The organism is Nocardia sp. CA-136227, from assembly GCF_050955695.1.
Lineage (GTDB): Bacteria > Actinomycetota > Actinomycetes > Mycobacteriales > Mycobacteriaceae > Nocardia.
Genome location: NZ_CP192081.1, coordinates 1,674,119 through 1,696,471, shown reverse-complemented (window position 1 = coordinate 1,696,471; position 22,353 = coordinate 1,674,119). Strand labels below are relative to the sequence as shown.

Below are 22,353 nucleotides of genomic sequence, written 5' to 3'. Positions count from 1 at the left end.
CCTCTTTTCAGCCCAGCTCGTGGTCGGAAATGCGGCCGAGTTCGCCGTCGATGAAGCTCAGGAGTTCCTCGGCCGAGGCGGTGGCGAGGTGTGCGTCGACGGCCTCGGTCGCGGGGTTCGCGGTGGCCGGGGTCGCCGCCCAGCGGCCGGCCAGCTCGCGCAGCCGGTCGGCGATCCGGTCGCGGTCGGCCTCGCCCAGGTCGTCGGCGACGCGTTCCCAGCGGTCCAGTTCGGCCCACAGCACGTCGGCGGGGGCGGGCGGGCGCAGGGCGTCGAGGACGAACGCGGCCAGGTCGGCCGGGGTGGGCCGGTCGAAGACGGCGGTGGCGGGCAGCGTGGTTCCGGTCGCCAGGGAGAGCCGGTTGCGCAGCTGCACCGCGGTCATGGAGTCCATGCCGAGTTCCTGGAACGGGCGGTCGGCCTCGATGCTCAGCGGGTCGGCGATGCCGAGCACCGCGGCCAGCTGGGCGCGAACCGTGTCCACCACGGCGTCGAGCTGCTGGGTCTCGTCGAGATCGGCGAGCCGGGCCCGCAGGACCTCGGCGGTGTCGGCGGTGACGGCGGCCGGGCGAACGGGCGCGGATCGGCCGGTGTCGCCCGGTGTTTCGCTGTCGATACCGAGTTCCAGGGTCCGGAATTCGACCGCTTCGGCGCTGAACACCGGGTTCCCGGCCGGATCGGTCAGATACGCGGTGACCGTGTCCCCGTCCACCGGTCGCACGTGGGCCCGGACGGCGTCCGCGCCCGTGGCGTACAGGCGTACGTTGCGCCAGATGACCGGGGCCAGCAGCGAATCCGTGCCGAGGGTGCTCGGCAGGGCCGCGTCCAGCAGTTCCGGATGCAGGGCGAATCCGGTGGCCTGCACGGCCGATTCGGCGGGCAGGTGGTGCTCGGCGGGCTGGTCGGCCAGCACCGGGGTGCCCGGATCGCCGCCGCGGGCCAGGGCGCCGGTGGCGATGGCGGTCCAGGTGCCGCCCGCGGATCTGGCCCGGATTCCGGCGGTGCGGCGGCCGGTGTCGTCGGCCGCGCCGATGACCACGTGCAGCTGGGCCTCCTGGCCCGCGGGGACGGTGAGCGGCCGGGTCAGTTCGAGCTGTTCGATGTGGTCCGCGCCGACTTCGTCGCCCGCCCGGAGCATCAGGTCGATGAGGACGGCGGGCGGGACCAGGGTGGTCGCGGGTGTGGTGTGGGAGGCCAACCAGGGCAGCGCGTTCGGGTTCAGGCCGCCGGTGAGCAGGACGCTGTCGGCGTCGGGCAGGTGCAGGACGCCGGTCAGCACGGGGTGCAAGATCGGGTCGAAACCCGAGGTGGCGGTGGAGGCGGTCGGGTGCAGCCAGTACCGGTCGCGCTGGAACGCGTAGGTGGGCAGGGCGACCCGGCGCGCGCCGGTGCCGGTGAAGAACGCCTCCCAGTCGACGGCCGCGCCGAGGGAGTGCAGCTGCGCCACACCGGCGACGAGGGTGCGGGCCTCGTCGGTGTCGCGGCGTTGCAGGGCGATGGCGGCGGTGTCGGTGACCTGGTCGGCCAGCGGCGTGAGCACCGCGTCGGGTCCGACCTCGGCCAGCACGGTGACGTCGAGGGCGGCCAGAGTGGTCGCGGCATCCGCGAACCGGACCGGCCGGCGAATCTGGTCGACCCAGTACTGCGCGGTGGTGGGCTCGGCGATCCGACCGGTGACGGTCGAGACGAATGGGATGGCCGGTGCGGAGTAGGTGACCGATTCCGCGACAGCGCGGAATTCGTCGAGCATGGGGTCCATCAGGGCCGAGTGGAAGGCGTGGCTCACCGTCAGCCGCTTGTGACGGCAGTCCAGCTGAGCGACAACCGCCAGGACGGCGTCCTCCGGGCCCGACAGGACAACGGACTCCGGACCGTTCACCGCCGCGATCGACACCGACTCACCGAGCAGCGGCAGCACCGTCGCTTCGGACACCGAGACCGCGACCATCGCACCACCCGTCGGCAACGCCTGCATCAGCGCGCCACGGGCCGCCACCAGACGGGCCGCGTCGGCGAGCGAGAGCACACCGGCCACATGCGCGGCCGCGAACTCACCCACCGAATGCCCGGCGAGGTAGTCGCAGCGAATCCCCCAGTGCGCCAGCAGTCGCGCCAGGGCGACCTCGACGGCGAACAGTGCGGGCTGGGCCATCCCGGTGCCGTCGAGACCGTCACCGGTGGTGATCAGCTCGCGCAACGACCGGCCCAGCAGCGGGTCGAGGTGCGCGGCGGCCTCGTCGAACGCGGCGGCGAAGACCGGGAAGCGTTCGTACAGGCCCATTCCCATACCGAGGCGCTGCGCGCCCTGGCCGGTGAAGACGAAGGCGGTGCCACCCGATCGCGCGGTGACCGGCTGGGCGTCGGCGAGCGCGGCGACCAGCTCCCCGGTGTCGCCGCCGACCACGGCGGCCCGATGCTCGAAGGGGGTGCGCGCGGTGGCGAGCGAGTACGAGATATCCAGTTCCCGCACGGTCGAATTCGCGAGGAACTCCCGCAGCCGGGCCGCCTGGGCGTCGACCGCGGCCGGGGTGCGGCCGGAGATCAGCCACGGCACCACGGGCAGTTCCAGCGAGACCGCCTGCGGCTCGGCCGCTTCCGGCTCCGGGGCCTGTTCGACGATGACATGCGCGTTGGTGCCGCCGAACCCGAACGACGACACACCGGCCCGGCGCGGCTGCCCGGTCTCGGGCCAGTCCCGCACCTCGTTCAGCAGTTCCACCGACCCGGCGGACCAATCCACCTCGGGCGATGGGGTTTCCGCGTGCAGGGTGCGCGGCAGCACGCCCCGGCGCATGGCCTGGATCATCTTGATCACGCCGCCCACGCCCGCGGCCGCCTGCGAGTGCCCGAAGTTGGACTTGAGCGAGCCCAGCAGCAGCGGACGGTCCCCCGCCCGGTCGCTGCCGTAGGTGGCGAGCAGGGCCTGGGCCTCGATCGGGTCGCCGAGGCGGGTGCCGGTGCCGTGGCCCTCGACCGCGTCGACCTCGGAGGCGAGCAGGGCGGCGTCGGCGAGCGCGTCGCGGATGACGCGTTCCTGGGAGGGGCCGTTGGGCGCGGTCAGCCCGTTGGAGGCGCCGTCCTGGTTGACGGCCGAGCCGCGCAGCACGGCCAGCACCTCGCGGCCCTCGCGGCGCGCGTCGGAGAGTCGTTGCAGCGCGAGCAGTCCCGCGCCTTCGGCCCAGCCGGTGCCGTCGGCGCCCGCGCCGAAGGACCGGCACCGGCCGTCCACCGACAGCCCGCGCAAGCGGGAGAACTCCACGAACGCCTGCGGCGTGGACATGACGGTCACACCGCCGGCCAAGGCCAGATCGCATTCACCGCGGCGCAGGGACTGCGCGGCCAGGTGCAGCGCCACCAGGGACGACGAGCAGGCCGTGTCGACCGAGATCGCGGGTCCTTCCAGGCCCAGCGAGTAGGCCAGGCGGCCCACCGCGATGCTGCCCGCGCTGCCGGCGAACAGGTAGCCCTCGTGTTCGCCGCCGACGCCGGGGCGAGCGCCGTAGTCGGAGTACATCACGCCCGCGAATACGCCGGTCCGGGAGCCGCGCAGGCTGCGGGGCACGATGCCCGCGGATTCCAGTGCTTCCCAGCCGGTTTCGAGGAGCATGCGCTGCTGTGGGTCGACGGCCAGGGCCTCGCGCGGGGACAGTCCGAAGAAGCCCGCGTCGAACAGGTCGGCGTCCATCAGGAATCCGCCGCCGCGGCTGTAGGACCGGCCGGCCTGTTCGGCGTCGCTGTCGAACAGCGAGCCCAGATCCCAGCCGCGGTTGGTCGGGAATTCCGAGACCGCGTCGACGCCACGGAACACGAGGTCCCACAGCTGTTCCGGATCGGTGACGCCGCCGGGGTAGCGGCAGCCGACGCCGACGATGGCGATCGGTTCGTCGTCCCGGGCGGCCACCGTGGCCGTCGCCACGGCCTGCGGCTTCGCGCCGACCAGCTCACCGGACAACCGATCCGACAGGGTGGCGGGCGTCGGGTAGTCGAAGACCAGGGTGGCGGGCAGACGCACGCCGGTGGCCTCGGTCAGCCGGTTGCGCAGTTCGACCGCGGTCAGCGAATCGAACCCGAGATCCTGGAAGGAGCGGTCCGCGCCGACGGCGCTGGAGCCCGAATGTCCCAGGACCGCGGCGGCATTGGTGCGGACCAGGTCCAGCAGGGCCGCGGCGCGCTCGGTCTCGGACAGCTGGGCCAGGCGGGCGGCGAACCCGTCGCGGGGAGCCTTGCGGGCGCGGGTCACGGGGGCCAGGCGGCGGAACATCGTCGGGACGTCGCCGGAGGACCGCAGGGCGGCGGTGTCGAGGCCGGTGACCGCGAGCAGCGGGGCGTCGAGGGCCGTGGCCACGTCGAAGGCGTGCAGCCCGGCGGCGGTCGGCAGCGGCAGGACGCCGATGCGGCGGATGCGCTCGCGGTCGACGGCGCTCATCTCGTCGGTGATGCCGCTGGCCTGCTCCCACAGGCCGTAGGCGATGGACACCGCGGGCAGCCCGAGCGAGCGGCGGTGCTCGGCGAGCGCGTCCAAGAAGGTGTTGGCGGCGGCATAGTTCGCCTGGCCCGCCGTGCCGACCAGACCGGCCAGCGACGAGAACAGCACGAACGCACCGAGATCCAGGTCGCGGGTGGCCCGGTGCAGCGCCCAGGCCGCGTCGACCTTGGGCCGCAGCACACCGGTGACCTGGTCGGGGGTCAGCGATTCCACGATGCCGTCGGCGAGCACGCCCGCGGTGTGCACGACCGCGCGCACCGGGTGCGCGGCGACGACGGCGGCCAGCTCGGCCGGATCGGTGACGTCGCAGGCGAGGATCGCGACTTCCGCTCCGCGCTCGGTCAATTCGGTCCGCAGGTCGGTCGCGCCGGGCGCGTCGGGACCGCGGCGGCTCAGCAGCAGCAGCGAGCGGGTGCCGTGGGTGTCGACCAGGTGCCGGGCGAGGGCCGCGCCGAGGGTGCCGGTGCCGCCGGTGATCAGTACCGTGCCCTGCGTCCACGGGTCGGTGTCGACGGTGGCGGCGCGGGCGCGGATCAGGCGCGGGACACGCAGCGCCCCGGCGCGAATCGCCACCTGCGGCTCACCGCTCGCGATGGCGGCGTCGAGGGCGTCCCACGAACCGGGTTCCGCGTCGACGTCGATGAGGGTGAAGCGGTCCGGGTGTTCGGTCTGGGCCGCGCGGACCAAGCCCCCGGCTCCGGCCTGCGGCAGGTTCGCGGCGGCGGGACCGGCTGCGGACTCGGTGAGGAACACCAGCCGGGAATTCGCGAACCGTTCGTCGAGGATGGCGGTGCGCACGACCGCGAGGGTGCGGTGAACGACATCGTGTGCGGCGCAGGGAATCTCCGCGTCCCGGTCGGCGGCGGGCAGCCTGACCACGACCACGGCGGGTGTGCCGGTGACCTCGTCCAGCTCGGCGTATCGGGTGTCCACGCCCGGCACCTCGCCGACCGCCACCCACCCGGTGCGATCGGATGTCTCGGCGGGAGTGGGGATTTCGCTCCACTCCAGTTCGAACAGCGTCTGGTCCGCGCCGGCCGCGGCCTGCGGGCGCAGAGCCAAGGCGTCCACGGCGAGCAGGGTCGCGCCGGATTCGTCGGCGATGAGCATGGCGACCGCGTCGCGCCCGGCCGGGGTGATCCGGACCCGCAGCGCCGTCGCCGGGAATTCGGGGATCGTGACGCCGGACCACGAGAACGGCAGCAGCGCGGGCCGATCGGTGTCGGAGATGCCCGGGACCAGGGCGTGCGCGGCGGCGTCGAGCAGGGCGGGGTGCACGGTGAACCGGTCGGCCCCGGCGGCGTACTCCTCGCCGAGGGCGAGTTCGGCGAACAGGTCCTCGCCGCGCCGCCACAGCTTGCGCAGGCCGTTGAACACCGGGCCGTATTCGTAGCCGTGGTCGGCCGCGCGATCGTAGGCCCCGGTGAGGTCGACCTCCTGCGCGCCGCGCGGGGGCCACTCGCCGATGGCGCCGGGGGCGATGCTCGGGTCGGCCCCATCCAGCAGGCCGGTGGCGTGCAGTCGCCAGTCCTGGCCGCCCGCAACACGGGAGCGGATCTCCACCTGTCGCTTGCCGTCGCCGTCGGCGGCGGCGATGCTGACCCGGATCGTCACCGGCTGATCGGTGAGTTCCAGCGGCGCGGCGATGGTGAATTCCTCGACCCGGGAGGGTTCTTCGGCGATTTCGGCGGCGGCCCGGAAGGCCAGCTCGAGCAGCAGGGTGCCGGGGACGATGGTGGCGCCGTCGATGGTGTGCTGGGTCAGCCAGGGCTGGGTATTGGGGTCGAGCACACCGGTGAGCAGCGCGCCGTCGATGTCGGACAGGTGCAGCACGCCGGTGAGGATCGGGTGGTCGACCGGATCGAAACCCGAGGCGGCCGAAGCCGTATTGGGGTGCAGCCAGTACCGCTCGCGCTGGAACGCGTAGGTGGGCAACGCGACCCGGCGGGCGCCGGTGCCGGCGAAGAACGCCTCCCAGTCGACGCCGATGCCGTGCGTGTGCAGGCCGGCGAGGCCGCGGACGAGGGTGTCGGCTTCGGCGCTGTCGCGGCGCTGCAGCGCGATCGCGGGGGTGTCGGCGACGGCTTCCAGCAGCGGGGTGAGCACGGCGTCGGGGCCGATCTCGGCGATGGCGCTGACGCCGAGTCCGGCGAGCGTCGTGGCGGCGTCGGCGAAGCGGACGGCCCCGCGCACCTGGTCCACCCAGTAGTCCGCGCCCGCAGGCTCGGTGACCTGGCCGGTGAGCGTGGAGACGAACGGGATGGTGGACGGCGAGTAGGTGATGGTCGCGGCGGCCGCGCGGAACTGCTCGAGCATGGGGTCCATCAGGGCCGAGTGGAAGGCGTGGCTCACCGTCAAACGCTTGTGACGGCAATCCAACCGGTCCACGACCGCCAGGACTGCGTCCTCGGGACCGGACAGGACGACCGATTCTGGACCGTTCACCGCCGCGATCGACACCAGATCGCCCAGCAACGGCAGAACCGTCGCCTCGGACACCGAAACGGCGACCATCGCACCACCCGTCGGCAGCGCCTGCATCAACGCGCCACGCGCGGCCACCAGGCGAGCGGCGTCGGCGAGCGAGAGCACACCGGCCACGTGCGCGGCCGCGAACTCACCCACCGAATGGCCAGCCACCGCACGGACATTCACGCCCCAGGAGCGCAGCAGCCGCCACTGGGCGACCTCGACGGCGAACAGCGCGGGCTGAGCCATCCCGGTGCCGTCGAGTCCCTCACCGCTCGTGATGAGTTCCCGCAGCGAGCGGCCGAGCAGCGGATCCAGCAGGGCCGCGATCTCGTCCAGGGCCTCGGCGTAGACCGGGAAGCGGGCCGCCAGTTCCGCGCCCATGCCGATCCGCTGCGCGCCCTGACCGGTGAAGACCACGCCCAGCCCGCCGTCACCGGCGATGATGGGCGCGGTGTCGGCGGCGTCCGCGCCGGGCCACAGCACGGTGCGGTGCTCGAAGGCGGTGCGCGCGGTGGCCAGCGAGTAGGCGATATCCAGTTCACCGGCGGTCGAACCCGCCACGTACTCACGCAGTCTGGCGGTCTGCGCTTCGACAGCCTCGGGGGTGCGGCCCGAGACGAGCCACGGCACGACGGGCAGTTCCACCGTGACCGGTTGCGGCTCAGCGGTTTCCAGTACCGGAGCCTGTTCGACGATCACGTGCGCGTTGGTGCCACCGAAACCGAACGACGACACACCGGCCCGGCGCGGCTGCCCGGTCTCGGGCCAGTCCCGCGGCTCGACGAGCAGCTCCACCTCCCCCGAGGACCAATCCACTTCGGGGGTGGGGGTTTCCGCGTGCAGGGTGCGGGGCAGCACGCCGTGCCGCATGGCCTCGATCATCTTGATCACGCCGCCCACGCCCGCGGCGGCCTGGGAATGCCCGAAGTTGGACTTCAGCGAGCCCAGCAGCAGCGGCTGCCGGCCGGCCCGATCGCTGCCGTAGGTGGCCAGCAGGGCCCGCGCCTCGATCGGGTCGCCGAGCCGGGTGCCGGTGCCGTGGCCCTCCACGGCGTCGACCTCACTGGCCGACAGGCGGCTGTCGGCCAGGGCCGCCCGGATGACGCGCTCCTGCGCGGGGCCCGACGGCGCGGTCAGTCCGTTGGAGGCGCCGTCCTGATTGATCGCGCTGCCGCGGATGACCGCCAGGACTTCACGCCCCGCGGCCACCGCGTCCGACAAGCGTTGCAGCACCAGCAAACCAGCGCCTTCGGCCCAGCCGGTGCCATCGGCGCCGGCGCCGTAGGAGCGGCAGCGGCCGTCCTCCGACAGACCGCGCAGGCGTGAGAACTCCACGAACGCCTGCGGCGTCGACATCACCGTGACGCCACCGGCCAGCGCCAGGTCGCATTCCCCGCGCCGCAGGGACTGCGCCGCGAGGTGCAGCGCCACGAGCGAGGACGAGCACGCGGTGTCGACGGAGATCGCCGGACCCTCCAGGCCCAGCAGGTACGCCAGGCGGCCCACGGCGATACTGCCCGCGCTACCGGCGAACAGATACCCCTCGAACTCCCCGCCCACTCCGGGCCGCGCGCCGTAGTCGGAGTACATGAGCCCGGCGAACACACCGGTCTGGGTGCCGCGCAGCGCGCGCGGCACCAGTCCCGCCGATTCCAATGCCTCCCAGCCGGTTTCGAGCAGCAGCCGCTGCTGTGGGTCCATGGCCAGCGCCTCGCGCGGGGACAGTCCGAAGAAGCCCGCGTCGAACCGGTCCGCGTCGAGGAGGAATCCGCCGCCGCGGCTGTAGGACCGGCCCGCCTGCGCGGCGTCGCTGTCGAACAGCGAGCCCAGGTCCCAGCCGCGGTTGGTCGGGAATTCCGAGACCGCGTCCGCGCCCCGGGTGACGAGGTCCCACAGTCCCGCCGGGTTCACGACCCCGCCCGGGTAGCGACATCCCAGTCCCACGACGGCGATCGGCTCGCGCATCGATTCCTCGACGGCGGCCAGCTGCTTGCGGGCCTGGTGGGAATCCGCGATCGCACGCTTGAGGTATTCGCGCAGCTTCGCCTGGTCGGACATCGGCCGCCGCCTTTCGGTTGAGGTCGGAAGAGGAAGGGAGGTAGGGGAATTCAGTCGAGCTCGTCGATGAGCGCGTAGAGCTCGTCGTCGGTCGCCGCGTCGAGATCGCCCTCGAAGCCGGTGTCGGCGGTGACCAGGCTCAGCAGTTCCCGCAGCCGGGCCGCGATGGCCGCGGCCTGGCCGGTGGCGGTGTCGGTCAGCGCGGCCGTGATGGACGGGCGCAGGCCGTCGATCAATTCGAGGACCGGCACTTCGGTGGTGCCGGTGTCGAATCCGAGCTGTCCGGCCAGGTGTTCGGCCAGGGCCGCCGGGTTGGCGTGATCGAAGATCAGCGTGGCGGGCAGCGCCAGGCCGAGCGCCTTGCCGAGGTCGTTGCGCAGCTCGACCGCCATGAGCGAGTCGAAACCGAGCTCCTGGAAGGACCGGTCCCGGGTGACGGCGGAGTCGTCGGCGTGGCCCAGGGCCGCGGCGGCGCGGGCCCGGACCAGATCGGCGAGCGCCTGGATGCGCGCGTCGGGGTCGAGTCCGGCGAGCCGGGCCGTCAGATCCGGTGCGGCCGAGGCCGCCGCGGCGGCGCGGCGCGCCTTGGTGCGCACCAGGTCCCGCAGCGGTGCGGGCACCCCGGACTCGTTGGCGCGCAGGGCTTCCTGGTCGATCCGGGTCACCGCGAGCACCGGTTCCCCGGTGCGGACGGCGGCGTCGAACAGCTCCAGGGCCTCGGCCGGGTCGAGGGGCAGCAGGCCCGAGCGGGCGAGCCGCCGCAGGTCCACGTCCTCGAGGTGGCCGCTGAGTTCGCTGCTCCCGGCCCACAGGCCCCACGCCAGCGAGGTCGCGGGCAGGCCCTGGGCGTGCCGGTGTTCGGCGAGACCGTCCAGGTAGGTGTTGGCGGCCGCGTAGTTCGCCTGGCCGGCGGTGCCGAGCAGGCCCGCCACCGAGGAGTACAGGACGAAGGCCGAGGGCTGGTGGGTGAGGGTGAGTTCGTGCAGGTGCCAGGCCGCGTCGAGCTTGGGCCGCAGCACCCGGTCGAGTTGTTCGCGGGTGAGGGCGGTGACGACACCGTCCTCGGTGAGGCCCGCGGTGTGCACGACCGCGCCGATGGTGCGGTCGCCGATGGCGGCGGCGAGCGCGGCGCGGTCGGTCACGTCGGCGGCGACGATGGCGACCCGTGCCCCGAATTCGGCCAGTTCCGAGCTCAATTCGGCCGCGCCGGGAGCGGCGGGGCCGCGGCGGCTGAGCAGCAGCAGGTCCCGGGCGCCGTGCTCGGCCACCAGGTGGCGGGCCAGCAGGGCGCCCAGGGTGCCGGTGCCGCCGGTGATCAGGACCGTGCCCCGCGACCAGTCCGGGGTCTCCCCCGCCACCTGCCGCATCCGCTCGAGGCGGGGCGCGAACAGTTCGCCGTCGCGCACCACGACGTGCGGTTCACCCGTGGCGGCGGCCCGGTCCAGGACGTCGCGTGAGCGTTCGGACTCGTCGATCTCGACGACGGTGACCCGGCCCGGGTTCTCCGCCTCCGCCGACCGGACCAGGCCGCGGATGCCCGCGTGGCCGAGTTCGCCCGCGGCGGTGACGATCGCGAGCCGCTGCCCCTCGGACTGCGCGAGCCAGTCGCGGATGGTCTCCAGGGTGGCGTGCAGCACGGCCTTGGGCGAGCCGGTCGGCGCTTCGATGATCTGCACCCCGACGCCGTCGCCCTCGGTCCGCACCGGCCGCAGCCGCGGCACGAGCAGACCGTCCACCTCGGTGGCGGCCGTGACGGCCGTGCGGGCCCGCAGGACCAGTGAATCGACGGTGGCCACCGGCGCTCCGGCCGGATCGTCGGCGTGCAGCGACACCCGCAGCGCGTCGGCGCCGGCGTCCTCCAGGTCGATGCGCACCCGCAGCGCGGTCGCTCCGGTCGCGTGGATCCGCACGCCGCTCCAGGCGAAGGGCAGCCACGACCGGGCCGACTCGTCGGTGACGCCCGGCAGCAGCGCGTGCAGCGCGGCGTCGAGCAGGGCCGGGTGCAGGTCGACGTGATCGCCGTGGCGCGCCTCCGGGAGTTCGACCGCGACGAACAGGGATTCGCCGGTGCGGCGCACCCGCCGCAGCCCCTGGAACGCGGGACCGTACTGGTAGCCGAGGTCGTGCAGCCGCTCGTAGACACCGGTGAGGCCGAACTCGGAGTCGTCGATCGCGCCGACCGTGCCCGCGGTGCGGTCCTCGGTGCGGGCGACCACGAATCCACTGGCGTGCGTGGCCCATTCGCCATCGTCGGTGCGACGCGAGTGGACTTCGGCGCTGCGGCGGCCCAGTTCGTCGGGCAGCCCGATGCCGACCTGGACGGTGGCGCCGCCCGGCGGCAGCACCAGCGGCGCGCCGATGGTGAGTTCGGCCAGCTCGTCGCAGCCGACCCGGCCCGCGGCGTGCAGGACCATGTCGACCAGCGCGGTGCCCGCCACGACCGGCAGGCCGTCGAGGGCGTGATCGGCCAGCCACGGCACGGATTCGACGCTCAGGCGCGTGGTGAACCGGACCTCGTCGCGATTCGCGATCGGGACGGCCGCGCCCAGCAGCTCGTGGTCGGCGGCACCCAGGCCCAGACCGGCGAGATTCAGCGTCCGGGCGGCGGGTTCGAGCCAGTACCGCTTGTGCTGGAAGGGATAGGTGGGCGCGGCGACTCGGCGCGCGCCGGTGTACAGGCTGTCCCAGTCCACGCGGTGGCCGCGCATCCCCGCGATCGCCACCGCCGCGGTCAGGGTCTGCCGCTCCGAACGGCCACGACGCAGCACGGGCGCGGCGAAACCGTCGGTGGCGGTGAGGGTCTGCTGCGCCAGCGCGGAGAGCACCCCGTCGGGACCGATCTCCACGAAGTCGGTGACGCCGGCGCTCTCGAGGTAGCGGATGCCGTCGAGGAAGCGCACCGCGAGGCGGATGTGGCGGACCCAGTACCCGGGGTCGGTCACCTCCTCCACGGTGGCCAGGGTTCCGGTGACATTGGAGACCAGGGGAATGGTCGGCGGCCGGAAGTCCAGATGCGCGATGGCGCGGTGGAATTCGTCGAGCACGTCGTCCATGTGCGGGGAGTGGAAGGCATGGCTGACCGGCAGCTGCCGCACCTTGCGGCCGCGTTCGCGCCACAGCTCGGCGACCGCGGCGGCCGCGTCGGCGTCACCGGAGATGACGGTCGAACGCGGACCGTTGATCGCGGCGATCACCACGGCGTCGCCGTATCCCGCCAGGTCCGGGGCCAGCTCCGCCTCGGTGGCCTCGACGGCGATCATCGCGCCGTGCGAGCGGGCCGCCTGCATGAGCCGTCCGCGCGCCGAGACCAGTGTCGCGGCGTCGGCCAGGTCGAGCACCCCGGCGGCGTGCGCGGCGGCGACCTCGCCGATCGAGTGGCCGGTCAGGTAATCCGGTCGCAGACCGTGACTTTCGACGGTCCGGTACAGGGCCGTCTCGACGGCGAACAGCGCGGCCTGCGCGAAATGCGTCTGGTCGAGCAGCGCCGAGTCGGCGGAGTCCTCCGGAGCGAACAGCACCTCGCGCAGCGGGCGCGCCAGACCGGGGTCCAGCAGCGCGCAGATCTCGTCGAAGACGCCCGCGAAAACCGTTGAGGTCTCGTACAGTTCGCGGCCCATCCCGAGCCGCTGACTGCCCTGACCGGTGAACAGCATGCCCAGCTTCCCGCGCGATCCCCGCTGCGCCCGGGCGACGGCGGTGCTCGGCCGGTCGTGAGCGATGTCGTCGAGGGCCCGGGCCAGCTCGGCGGGGTCACCGGTGATGGCGGCGCGCACATCGTGCCGCGCGCGTCCGGTCGCGAGGGTGAGGCCGAGATCGGCCGGGCGGGCGTCGGATTCGGCCAGGTGGTCGCGCAGCCGGGCGGCGACCTCCCGCAGTCCGGCGTCGTCCTTGGCGGACAGGATCCAGGGCACCGGCTGCTCGGGCGCGACCGCGACGGCGGTCCGCGGGGCGGGCTGCTCGAGAATGACGTGTGCGTTGGTGCCGCTGACACCGAACGACGACACACCGGCCCGGCGCGGCTGCCCGGTCTCCGGCCACGGCCGGGCCTCGGTCAGCAGGCGCACCGCGCCCGAGGACCAGTCCACGTGCGGGCTGGGCGTTTCGGCGTGCAGGGTGCGCGGCAGCACACCCCGGCGCATGGCCTCGATCATCTTGATCACGCCGCCCACGCCCGAAGCCGCCTGCGAGTGACCGATATTCGACTTCAGCGATCCGAGCCACAGCGGGCGGTCGTCCGCGCGGTCGCTGCCGTAGGTGGCGAGCAGTGCCTGCGCTTCGATCGGGTCGCCCAGCCGGGTGCCGGTGCCGTGCGCTTCCACGGCGTCCACCTCGGCGGCGGACAGTCCGGCGTCGGCCAGGGCCGCGCGGATCACCCGCTCCTGCGCGGGGCCGGAGGGCGCGGTGAGGCCGTTGGACGCGCCGTCCTGGTTGACGGCGGTGCCGCGCAGCACGGCCAGCACCTCGTGACCGGCGGCGCGGGCGTCGGAGAGTCGTTGCAGCACGACCAGTCCCACGCCCTCGGACCAGCCGGTGCCGTCGGCGTCGGCGCCGAACGCCTTGCAGCGGCCGTCGGCGGACAGGCCGCGCTGCCGGGAGAACTCGACGAAGGTGTTCGGGGTGGACATGACGGTGACGCCGCCGGCGACCGCGAGATCGCATTCGCCGCTGCGCAGCGACTGCGCGGCCAGGTGCATGGCCACCAGCGAGGACGAGCAGGCGGTGTCGACCGTGATCGCGGGACCCTCGAAGCCGAAGGTGTAGGCCAGGCGGCCGGAGATCACGCTGGACAGGTTGCCGGCCAGCAGCAGGCCCTCGAATTCGCCCGCCGCGCCCTGCACCCGGATGGCGTAGTCGTCGTACATGGCGCCGGTGAAGACGCCGGTGCGGCTGCCGCGCAGGGTCGCCGGGTCGATGGCCGCGTATTCCATGGCCTCCCAGGCGGTTTCGAGCAGCAGGCGCTGCTGCGGGTCGGTGGCCGTGGCCTCGCGCGGGGAGATGCCGAAGAAGTCGGCGTCGAACAGGTCTGCGTCGTAGAGGAAGCCGCCGTTCTTGGTCGAGGAGGTGCCCGGCCGTTCGGAGCGCGGATCGTAGAGTTCGTCCACGTTCCAACCCCGGTTGACCGGGAACTCGCCGATGGCGTCGACGCCGTCGGCGACGAGCTGCCACAGGTGGCCGGGCGTGCGGACGTCGCCGGGGTAGCGGCAGGCCATGCCGACGATCACGATCGGATCGTCCTGGGCGGTGCGGGCTTTCACCGCCACCGTGGCGGCGGCGGGCTGCTTCGGCCGCAGCAGTTCCCCGAGGTGGGTGGCCAGCGCGGTCGGCGACGGGTGGTCGAAGACGACGGTCGCGCCCAGGGTGAAACCGGTCTCGGCGCCGATCCGGTTGCGCAGTTCGAGCCCGGCCAACGAGTCGAAGCCCAGTTCGCGGAAGGCGCTGTCGGCGTCGAGGCCGGAGGCCGAATCATGGCCCAGCACGGCGGCGCTCACGCTCAGCACGTACTCCAGCAGCGCGTCGGCGCGCCGGTCGTCGGCGAAGGCGGTCATGCGGTCGGCCCAGGTGCCGCCCGCGGTCCGGTTCCCCCGGCGCACGGGTGCGCGCAGGATGCCCGGGGCGGCCGCGGCGGGCACGCCGTAGTCGATGGTCGCCGCGACCACGACCGGTTCGGGGCTGCCGAGCGCGGTGTCGAACAGCGCCAGACCCGCCTCGACCGTCAACGGCGGTGCGCCCAGGCGCTTCCAGCGGTCGATATCGGCGGCGGACAGACCCGTCCCCATGCCGACCGAGGTGTCCCACAGACCCCACGCCAGGGAGCGCGCGGGCAGGCCCGCGGCGGCGCGATGGGCGGCGAGGCCGTCGAGATAGGCGTTGGCGGCGGCGTAATTGCCCTGTCCCGCCGTGCCGATGGTGCCCGACAGCGAGGAGAACAGGATGAACGCGTCGAGATCCAGTGCGGCCGTGGCCCGGTGCAACTGCCAGGCGGCGTCGACCTTCGGGCGCAGCACGGTGTGGATCTGCTCGGCGGTCAGGGTGTCGATCATGGCGTCGGCGAGCGTGCCCGCCGCGTGCACGACCACCCGAAGCGGACGGTCGGCGGGGATCGCGGCGAGGACCCCGGCGACGGCGTTCGGGTCGGCCATATCGGCGGCTAGCACCTCGACGGTCGCACCGGCGGCGCGCAGGTCGGCGCTCAGGTCCTCCGCGCCCGGGGTGGCCGGGCCGCGGCGGCTGACCAGCAACAGGTGGCGCACACCGTGTTCGGCGACCAGGTGGCGGGCGAACAGCGCGCCGAGTCCGCCGGTGCCGCCGGTGATCAGCGCGGTGCCGTCGGTGCGGATCGGGGCGCCGGTGAATTCGGTTGTGCGCGTGGCGACCCGGGGGATGTGCAGCGCGCCGTCGCGGACGGCGAGCTGGGCCTCCCCGGTGGCAGCGGCGCGGTTCGGCCACTCCCCGATCTCGTCCCGCGCCGGAATGTCGAGCACCAGCACCCGTCCGGGGTGTTCGGTGGCGGCGACGCGGGCGAGGCCCCATACGGCGGCGCCGGCGAGGTCGTCGACCCGCTCGCCCGCGGTGGTGGCCACCGCGCCACGGGTGACGAGGACGAGCGGCGAGCTCGCCTCGGCCAGGTGGCGCTGGATCGATTCGGTGGCCAGGATCGTGGCCGCGTGCACCTGTTCGGGGGTGTCTCCGGGTTCGAGGACCAGGGTCTCGACTTCGGTTCCGGTGGACTCGGATTCGGGCAGCGGCTGCCAGGCCAGGGCGTAGAGCGGCGGCCTGGTGACCAAGCCCTCGACGGCGGTGGGCCGGAAGTCCAGCGCCCCGATGACGGCGACCGGGGTGCCGTCGTCGGTGGTCACGGTGATCTCGGCCGACGTCCGGCCGGTGCGGATCAGGCGGGCCCGCAGGGCGCTCGCGCCCGGAAGGCTCACGCGCACCGCGGAGAACGCGTACGGCAGCAGCATCTCCCGGGGCCCGGCGGCATCGGCCAGATCCAGCACCAGCGGATGCAGGACGGCGTCGAGCAGCGCGGGATGGAGGCCGTAGCGACCGGCCTCGTCGACGCGGGCATCGGGCAGCCGGACTTCCGCGAACAGCGCGTCGTCGGTGCGCCACCAGCGGGTCAGGCCGCGGAAGGCGGGCCCGTACTGGTAGCCGAGGCCGGCGAGCCGGTCGTAGGCGTGCTCGATCGGCTCCTCGACGGCATCCGGCGCGGGCCACTCGTCGCCGAGCCCGGGGGCGGGCGCGGCGGCGAGGTCGAAGAAGCCGGAGGCGTGCCGCGACCAGGGCGCGTCCTCGGCGGTGCGGGCGTGGATCGTGAAGGGCCGCCGCTCGTTCGCGCCGACGGTGCCGGCGATCAGCTGCACCTCGACCGAACCGTCGAGCGGCAGTGCGGCTTCCACCACAACTTCGGAGACCTGTTGGGCGCCCAGCAGATTCGCCGCGGCGACCGCGAAGTCCACGAAGGCGGCGGCGGGCAGGATCGGCGCACCTGCGATGACGTGGTCGCGCAGCCAGCCGTGTTCGGCGGTGGTCAGGGTGCCGCTGAAGAGCACCTCGCCCCGGTCCGCGCGATCCACCCGGGTGGTGAGGATCGGATGCCCGGCGGCGGGCCGCTCGGTACCGCCGCGCAGCCAGTAGCTGCCGCGCTGGAACGCGTAGGTGGGCAATTCGACCGTGGCCGAAGGCGATTCGACCAGGGCGGTCAGGTCGGCGGGCGCGCCGTGGACGTGCGCGGTGGCCAGACCGGTCACGAAGGTGTCGTCCTCGGAGCGGCCGCGGCGCAGCAGGGGCACCGCGATCGACGCCGGGGTCGCGAAGGACTCACGGGCCATGGCGGTGAGCACCGCGTCGGGGCCGATCTCCACGAACAGCCGGATGTCGTCGTCCTCGAGCCGGCGCACGGCGTCCAGGAAGCGCACGGTGCCGCGCAGCTGACGCACCCAGTAGTCGGGCGAGTTGAGGTCGGCCTGCTCGGGCGAGAGCGCGGACACCACGGGAATCACGGGTTCGGTGAAGGACACCGACTCGGCGACGGCCCGGAACTCCGCCAGCGCGGAATCCATGTGCGCGGAGTGGAAGGCGTGGCTGACCCGCAGCGTGTGGGTGCGGTGACCCGCGGCCCGCCAGCGCTCGGCGACGGCCTCGGCGGCGTCGGTGTCACCGGAGATCACCACGGAGGCGGGTCCGTTCACCGCCGCGATATCCACCGCGTACCCGTCGAGGGAGGCGGCCACCTCGTCGGCGGGCGCGCCGATGGCGATCATCGCCCCACCCGCGCGCGCCGCCTGCATCAGCCGACCGCGTGCGGCGACCAGCTTCGCGGCGTCGGCGAGTCCGATGCCGCCGGCGACGTGCAGCGCCGCCAGCTCACCGATCGAATGACCGGCCACCGCATCGGGAATCAGGCCCAGCTCACGGCACAGCGCGGCGAGCGCCACCTCCACCGCGAACAGGGCGGGCTGGGTGTACTCGGTCCGGTCCAGGGCGACGGCGTGGTCGCGGACGACCTCGCGCAGCGGCAGCGCCAGCCACGGGTCGAAGGCCGCGCACACCTCGTCGAAGGCGGCGGCGAACGCCGGGAAGGCGGCATAGAGCTCCTGCCCCATGCCGAGACGCTGCGCGCCCTGACCGGTGAACAGGAACGCCGTGCGCACGGCACGTGCGGTCCGTCCCGAAACCAGCTGCGGCGCATCGGTTCCATCGCGCAGGGCAGCCAGACCGGCCCGGAAATCCGCGTGGGTGCGGCCGACCACGACCGCGCGTTCGGGCAGCAGCGCCCGGGTCCGCACCAGCGAGTGTGCGAACGCGCCGATCGAAGCGTCCGGCCGCGCGGCCAGGAACTCGTCCAGCTTCCCCGCCTGCCCCCGCAGGGCCTGACGGTCGCGACCCGACACGACCCAAGCCACCGGCCGAACGACCGCACCGGCCGTGGACGCGGCAGGCTTGGTTCCGGGGAATGTGGTTGGGCCGGATTCGGACTCGGCTTCCTCCAACACCAGGTGGGCGTTGGTGCCGCTGATGCCGAAGGAGGACACGCCGGCCCGGCGCGGCTGCTCGCCGCGCGGCCAGTCGCGCCGCTGGGCCAGCAGTTCGATGCTGCCCGCCGACCAGTCGACGTGCGGGGTGGGCGCGTCGAGGTGCAGGGTGCCGGGCAGCACGCCGTGCCGCATGGCCTGCACCATCTTGATCACACCGGCCACACCGGCGGCCGCCTGCGCGTGGCCGATATTGGATTTCAGCGATCCCAGGTACAGGGGCCGGCCCGAGTCACGCTGTGCGCCATAGGTCGCGAGCAGGGCGTCGGCCTCGATCGGGTCGCCCAGCGCGGTGCCGGTGCCGTGGGCCTCCACCGCGTCGACCACGCCGGCGGTCAGCCCGGCGTCGGCGAGGGCCGCGCCGATCACGCGCCGCTGCGCGGGACCGTTGGGCGCGGTCAGACCATTGGACGCGCCGTCCTGGTTGATGGCGGTGCCGCGAATGACACCGAGCACCCGGTGGCCATGGCGGCGCGCGTCGGAGAGCCGTTCCAGCAGCAGCACGCCCGCGCCCTCGGCCCACGCCGTGCCGTCGGCGGCGGCCGCGAACGGCTTGCAGCGGCCGTCGGGCGCGAGGCCGCGCTGGCGCGAGAACTCCACGAACATGCCGGGATTGGCCATCACGGCCGCGCCACCGGCCAGCGCCAGCGCGGACTCCCCCGCCCGCAGCGAGCGCACCGCGAGGTGAATCGCGACCAGCGACGAGGAACACGCGGTGTCCACGGTCAGCGCCGGGCCGAGCAGGCCCAGCTGGTAGGCGATGCGACCCGACATCACGCTGTTGGCGGTACCGGTCAGCACGTAGCCCTCGGTGCCCGCGGCGGGCGTGTGCATGCGCGGGCCGTAGTCCGAGACGGTCGCGCCGACGAACACGCCCGTGCGCGAACCGGCGAGCGACTGCGGATCGATGCTCGCGTGTTCGATGGCCTCCCACGAGGTTTCGAGCAGCAGCCGCTGCTGCGGGTCCATGGCCAGCGCCTCGCGCGGCGAGATGCCGAACAGGCCCGCGTCGAACTCGTCGGCGTGCTCCAGGAAGCCGCCGAGCCGCACGTAGCTGCCGCCGGGCCGGTCCCCGTCGAAGAGGGCCTCGTCCCACCCGCGGCCGGCCGGGAATTCGGTGATGGCGTCGATGCCGTCGGCCACCACCCGCCACAGGTCGTCGGGTCCGGCGATGCCGCCGGGATAGCGGCAGGCCATGCCGACGATGGCGATGGGTTCGTCACCGGCGGCCGTGAACGCCTCGGCCGCACCGTCGTTCGCGGTGCCGGTGAGCGCGGCGTTCAGGTAGTCGATCAGGGCCGCGGGCGTCGGGTAGTCGAACAGCAGTCCGCCGGGCAGGCTCAGGTCGGTGGCGCGGGCCAGGGCCTTGCGCAGCTCGACGCCGAGCAGGGAATCGAAACCGAGGTCACGGAAGCGGGCGTGAGTGTCGACGCGTTCGGTGGCGTCGAAGCCGAGCACGGCCCGGATGTGGCCGGTGACCAGCGCATTCACATCGATGTCCGCCGTGGCGCGAGCGGCGACCGCCGCCCCCTCCGGCGCGGCGGTGGCCGTCGCCCGCGAGGTCGCCGCCGACGCGACAGCTGGTACGACCGCACCGCCCAGCAGCGGATACCGGCGGCGCTGGAACGGATATGTCGGCAAATCCACGACCCGCGCACCGGCTCCGGAGAACAGTGCGGTCCAGTCGATCCGCGCGCCGCGGGTGAACAGCTGCCCCGCCGCGTTCACGATGGTGGCGGGTTCGTCGCGGTCCGGGCGCAGGGCCGGGACGGCGGTGATCCGCTCGGCGTCGAGGGCCGCGTCGGCCATCATGGCCGAGCACACCCCGTCGGGGCCGAGCTCGAATGCCATTGTCACGCCGTAGGTTTCGAGCGCACGGACGGCGTCCACGAATCGGACCGGCTGCCGGATGTGCTCCACCCAGTAGTCCGCCGACGCCCACTCCTGCGCCGGTCCCCCCGTCACCGAGGACACCGCCCGCAGGGTCGGCTGCGCGAAGGTCAGGGTACGCACCACCGCCGCGAACTCGTCGAGCATCGGCTCCATGAGCGGCGAGTGGAAGGCGTGGGAGACATTGAGCTGCTTGGTCTTCCGGCCCATGGCGGTCACCAGGGCGGCGACCTCGACCGCACCGCGCTCCTGTCCGGCGATGACGATCGCGCGCGGCCCGTTGACGGCGGCGATCCCCAGCTCCGGCAGTCCGGCCAGCAGTGGCGCGACCTCGTCCTCGGTGGCTTCCAGCGCGATCATGGCCCCGCCGCTGGGCAGCGCCTGCATGAGCCGTCCGCGCGCCGCGACCAGGGTGGCCGCGTCGGCGCGCGACAGCACCCCCGCGACGTGCGCCGCGGCGATCTCACCGATGGAGTGCCCGGCGACGAAATCCGGTGCGATGCCCCAGGATTCGATCAGTCGATACAGCGACACGTGCAGCGCGAACAGCGCGGGCTGCGCGTAGCCGGTCCGGTCCAGGTCCGCGCCGGTGGCGATGAGGTCGCGCAGCGGCCGGTCCAGGACCGGATCCAGGTGCGCGGCGATGGCGTCGAATTCCGCGGCGAAGACCGGGAATTCGCGGTAGAGCTCCAGGCCCATCCCGATCCGCTGACCGCCCTGGCCGGAGAACACCACCGCGAGCTCGCCCGGCTCGACCGAGCCGGTCGCCAGCCCCGGCGCGGGCAGCCCCGCGGCGAGCGCCTCGAGCGCGCGCTTGCGGGCCGGGCCGTCGCCCGCGGCGACCACGGCGCGGTGGTCGAACGTCGTCCGGGTGGTGGCCAGCGACCAGCCCACATCGGCGGGATCCTGCGAGTTGAGTTCCGCGAGCCGGGTCGCCTGGTCGGCGAGCGCTTCGGGCGTGCGCGCCGAGAGCACCCACGGCGCGACCGCGAGCGGACGGCCCGTCTCGGCCGCCGGCTCGGTCTCCGGCGCTTCGCCGACCACGAGGTGGCAGTTGGTGCCGCCCATGCCGAACGAGCTCACCCCCGCGAGCAGCGGCCCGTAGGGCTCGGGCCACTCCGAAAGCTCCGTCTGCACAGCGAGATTCAGCTCGTCGAACGGGATCGCGGGGTTCGGGTCCGAGAAGTTCAGGCTCGGCGGCAGCTGCCGGTTCCGCAGGCACAGCAGCACTTTGAGCAGTCCGGCCAGCCCGGCCGCGCCCTCCAGGTGCCCGATATTGGTCTTCACCGAGCCGATCGGCAACGGCCGGGTCCGGCCCGACCCCAGCACCGCACCCAGCGCGGCCGCCTCGATCGGATCGCCGACCGGCGTCCCGGTGCCGTGCGTCTCGACGTACTGGACCTGCGCCACGGACACCCCGGCCCGCCGGTACGCCTCCCGCAGGACCTGTTCCTGGGCGGCCTGCCCGGGCACCGTGAGTCCCTCGGTCGCGCCGTCGTTGTTGACCGCGCTGCCGTGGATCACGCCGTGGATGCGGTCACCGGCCGCGATGGCGTCGGCCAGCGGCTTGAGCAGCAGCGCGACCGCGCCCTCACCGCGCACGAATCCGTCGGCGCGCGCGTCGAAGGCGGCGGAGGTACCGGTGGGCGAGAGCCCGCCGAAACGCTCGGTCGCGACCGCGGTCGCCGCGGACAGGTTCAGGTTGACGCCGGCCACCAGGGCCGTGGACGCCTCGCCGGTGCGCAGGCTCTGGCAGGCGAGATGCACCGCCACCAGGGCCGAGGACTGCACCGAGTCGACGCTCAGGCTGGGCCCGTGCACGCCGAGGAAGTAGGAGACCCGGTTGGCGATCACGCCGCGGCTGGCGCCGGTCAGGCTGTGATGGGTGATGGCGTCCTCGGGCAGGGTGCCGAGCAGGGCGGCATAGTCGTCGCGGTGGGTGCCGACCAGCACCGCGGTGTCGCCGCCGCGCAGCTGCTCGGGCCGGGTGCCGGCGTCTTCCAGTGCCTCCCAGGCGAGTTCGAGCACCAGCCGCTGCCGCGGGTCCATCGCGGCCGCCTCGCGCGGCGAGATCCCGAAGAACGGCGCGTCGAAGCCCTCGACATCGGCCAGGAACGCGCCGCGCCGCTCGGGACGGTCGCCCGCCCCGGCGTACGCGGCGCGGTCGTCGGGCCAGGAGGAGATGGCGCTGATGCCCGAGCTCAGCAGTTCCCAGAACTCGGCGGGGTTGCCCGCGCCGGGTAGGCGGCACGCGAATCCGATGACGGCGATCCCGGCATTATCGGTGGCGTTGATGGAACTCAAAACGGCTCTCCCCCTTGCCTATTCGGCACGTGGTGTGGAAGTGACGCCATCAGAAGGCGTGATTTCAACGTAGCCGCGCGGTCGGAACAGGTTGGTAATCCGTTGGTA

2 protein-coding genes are annotated in these 22,353 nt (G+C 73.5%); both read right to left on the bottom strand.

Going from position 1 to position 22,353, the window contains the following annotated elements:
• Nucleotides 1–7 precede the first annotated feature (7 nt).
• Nucleotides 8–9,016 (bottom strand): SDR family NAD(P)-dependent oxidoreductase, encoded by a 9,009-nt coding sequence (locus ACQP06_RS07530; protein WP_433671489.1) that lies wholly within the window; start codon nt 9,014–9,016, stop codon nt 8–10.
• Nucleotides 9,017–9,066: 50 nt separating this feature from the next.
• Nucleotides 9,067–22,245 carry an SDR family NAD(P)-dependent oxidoreductase gene (locus tag ACQP06_RS07525; protein WP_433671487.1) on the bottom strand — a complete coding sequence of 4,393 codons (13,179 nt, stop codon included), beginning with the start codon at nt 22,243–22,245 and terminating at the stop codon, nt 9,067–9,069.
• Between the last annotated feature and the right edge of the window lie 108 nt (nt 22,246–22,353).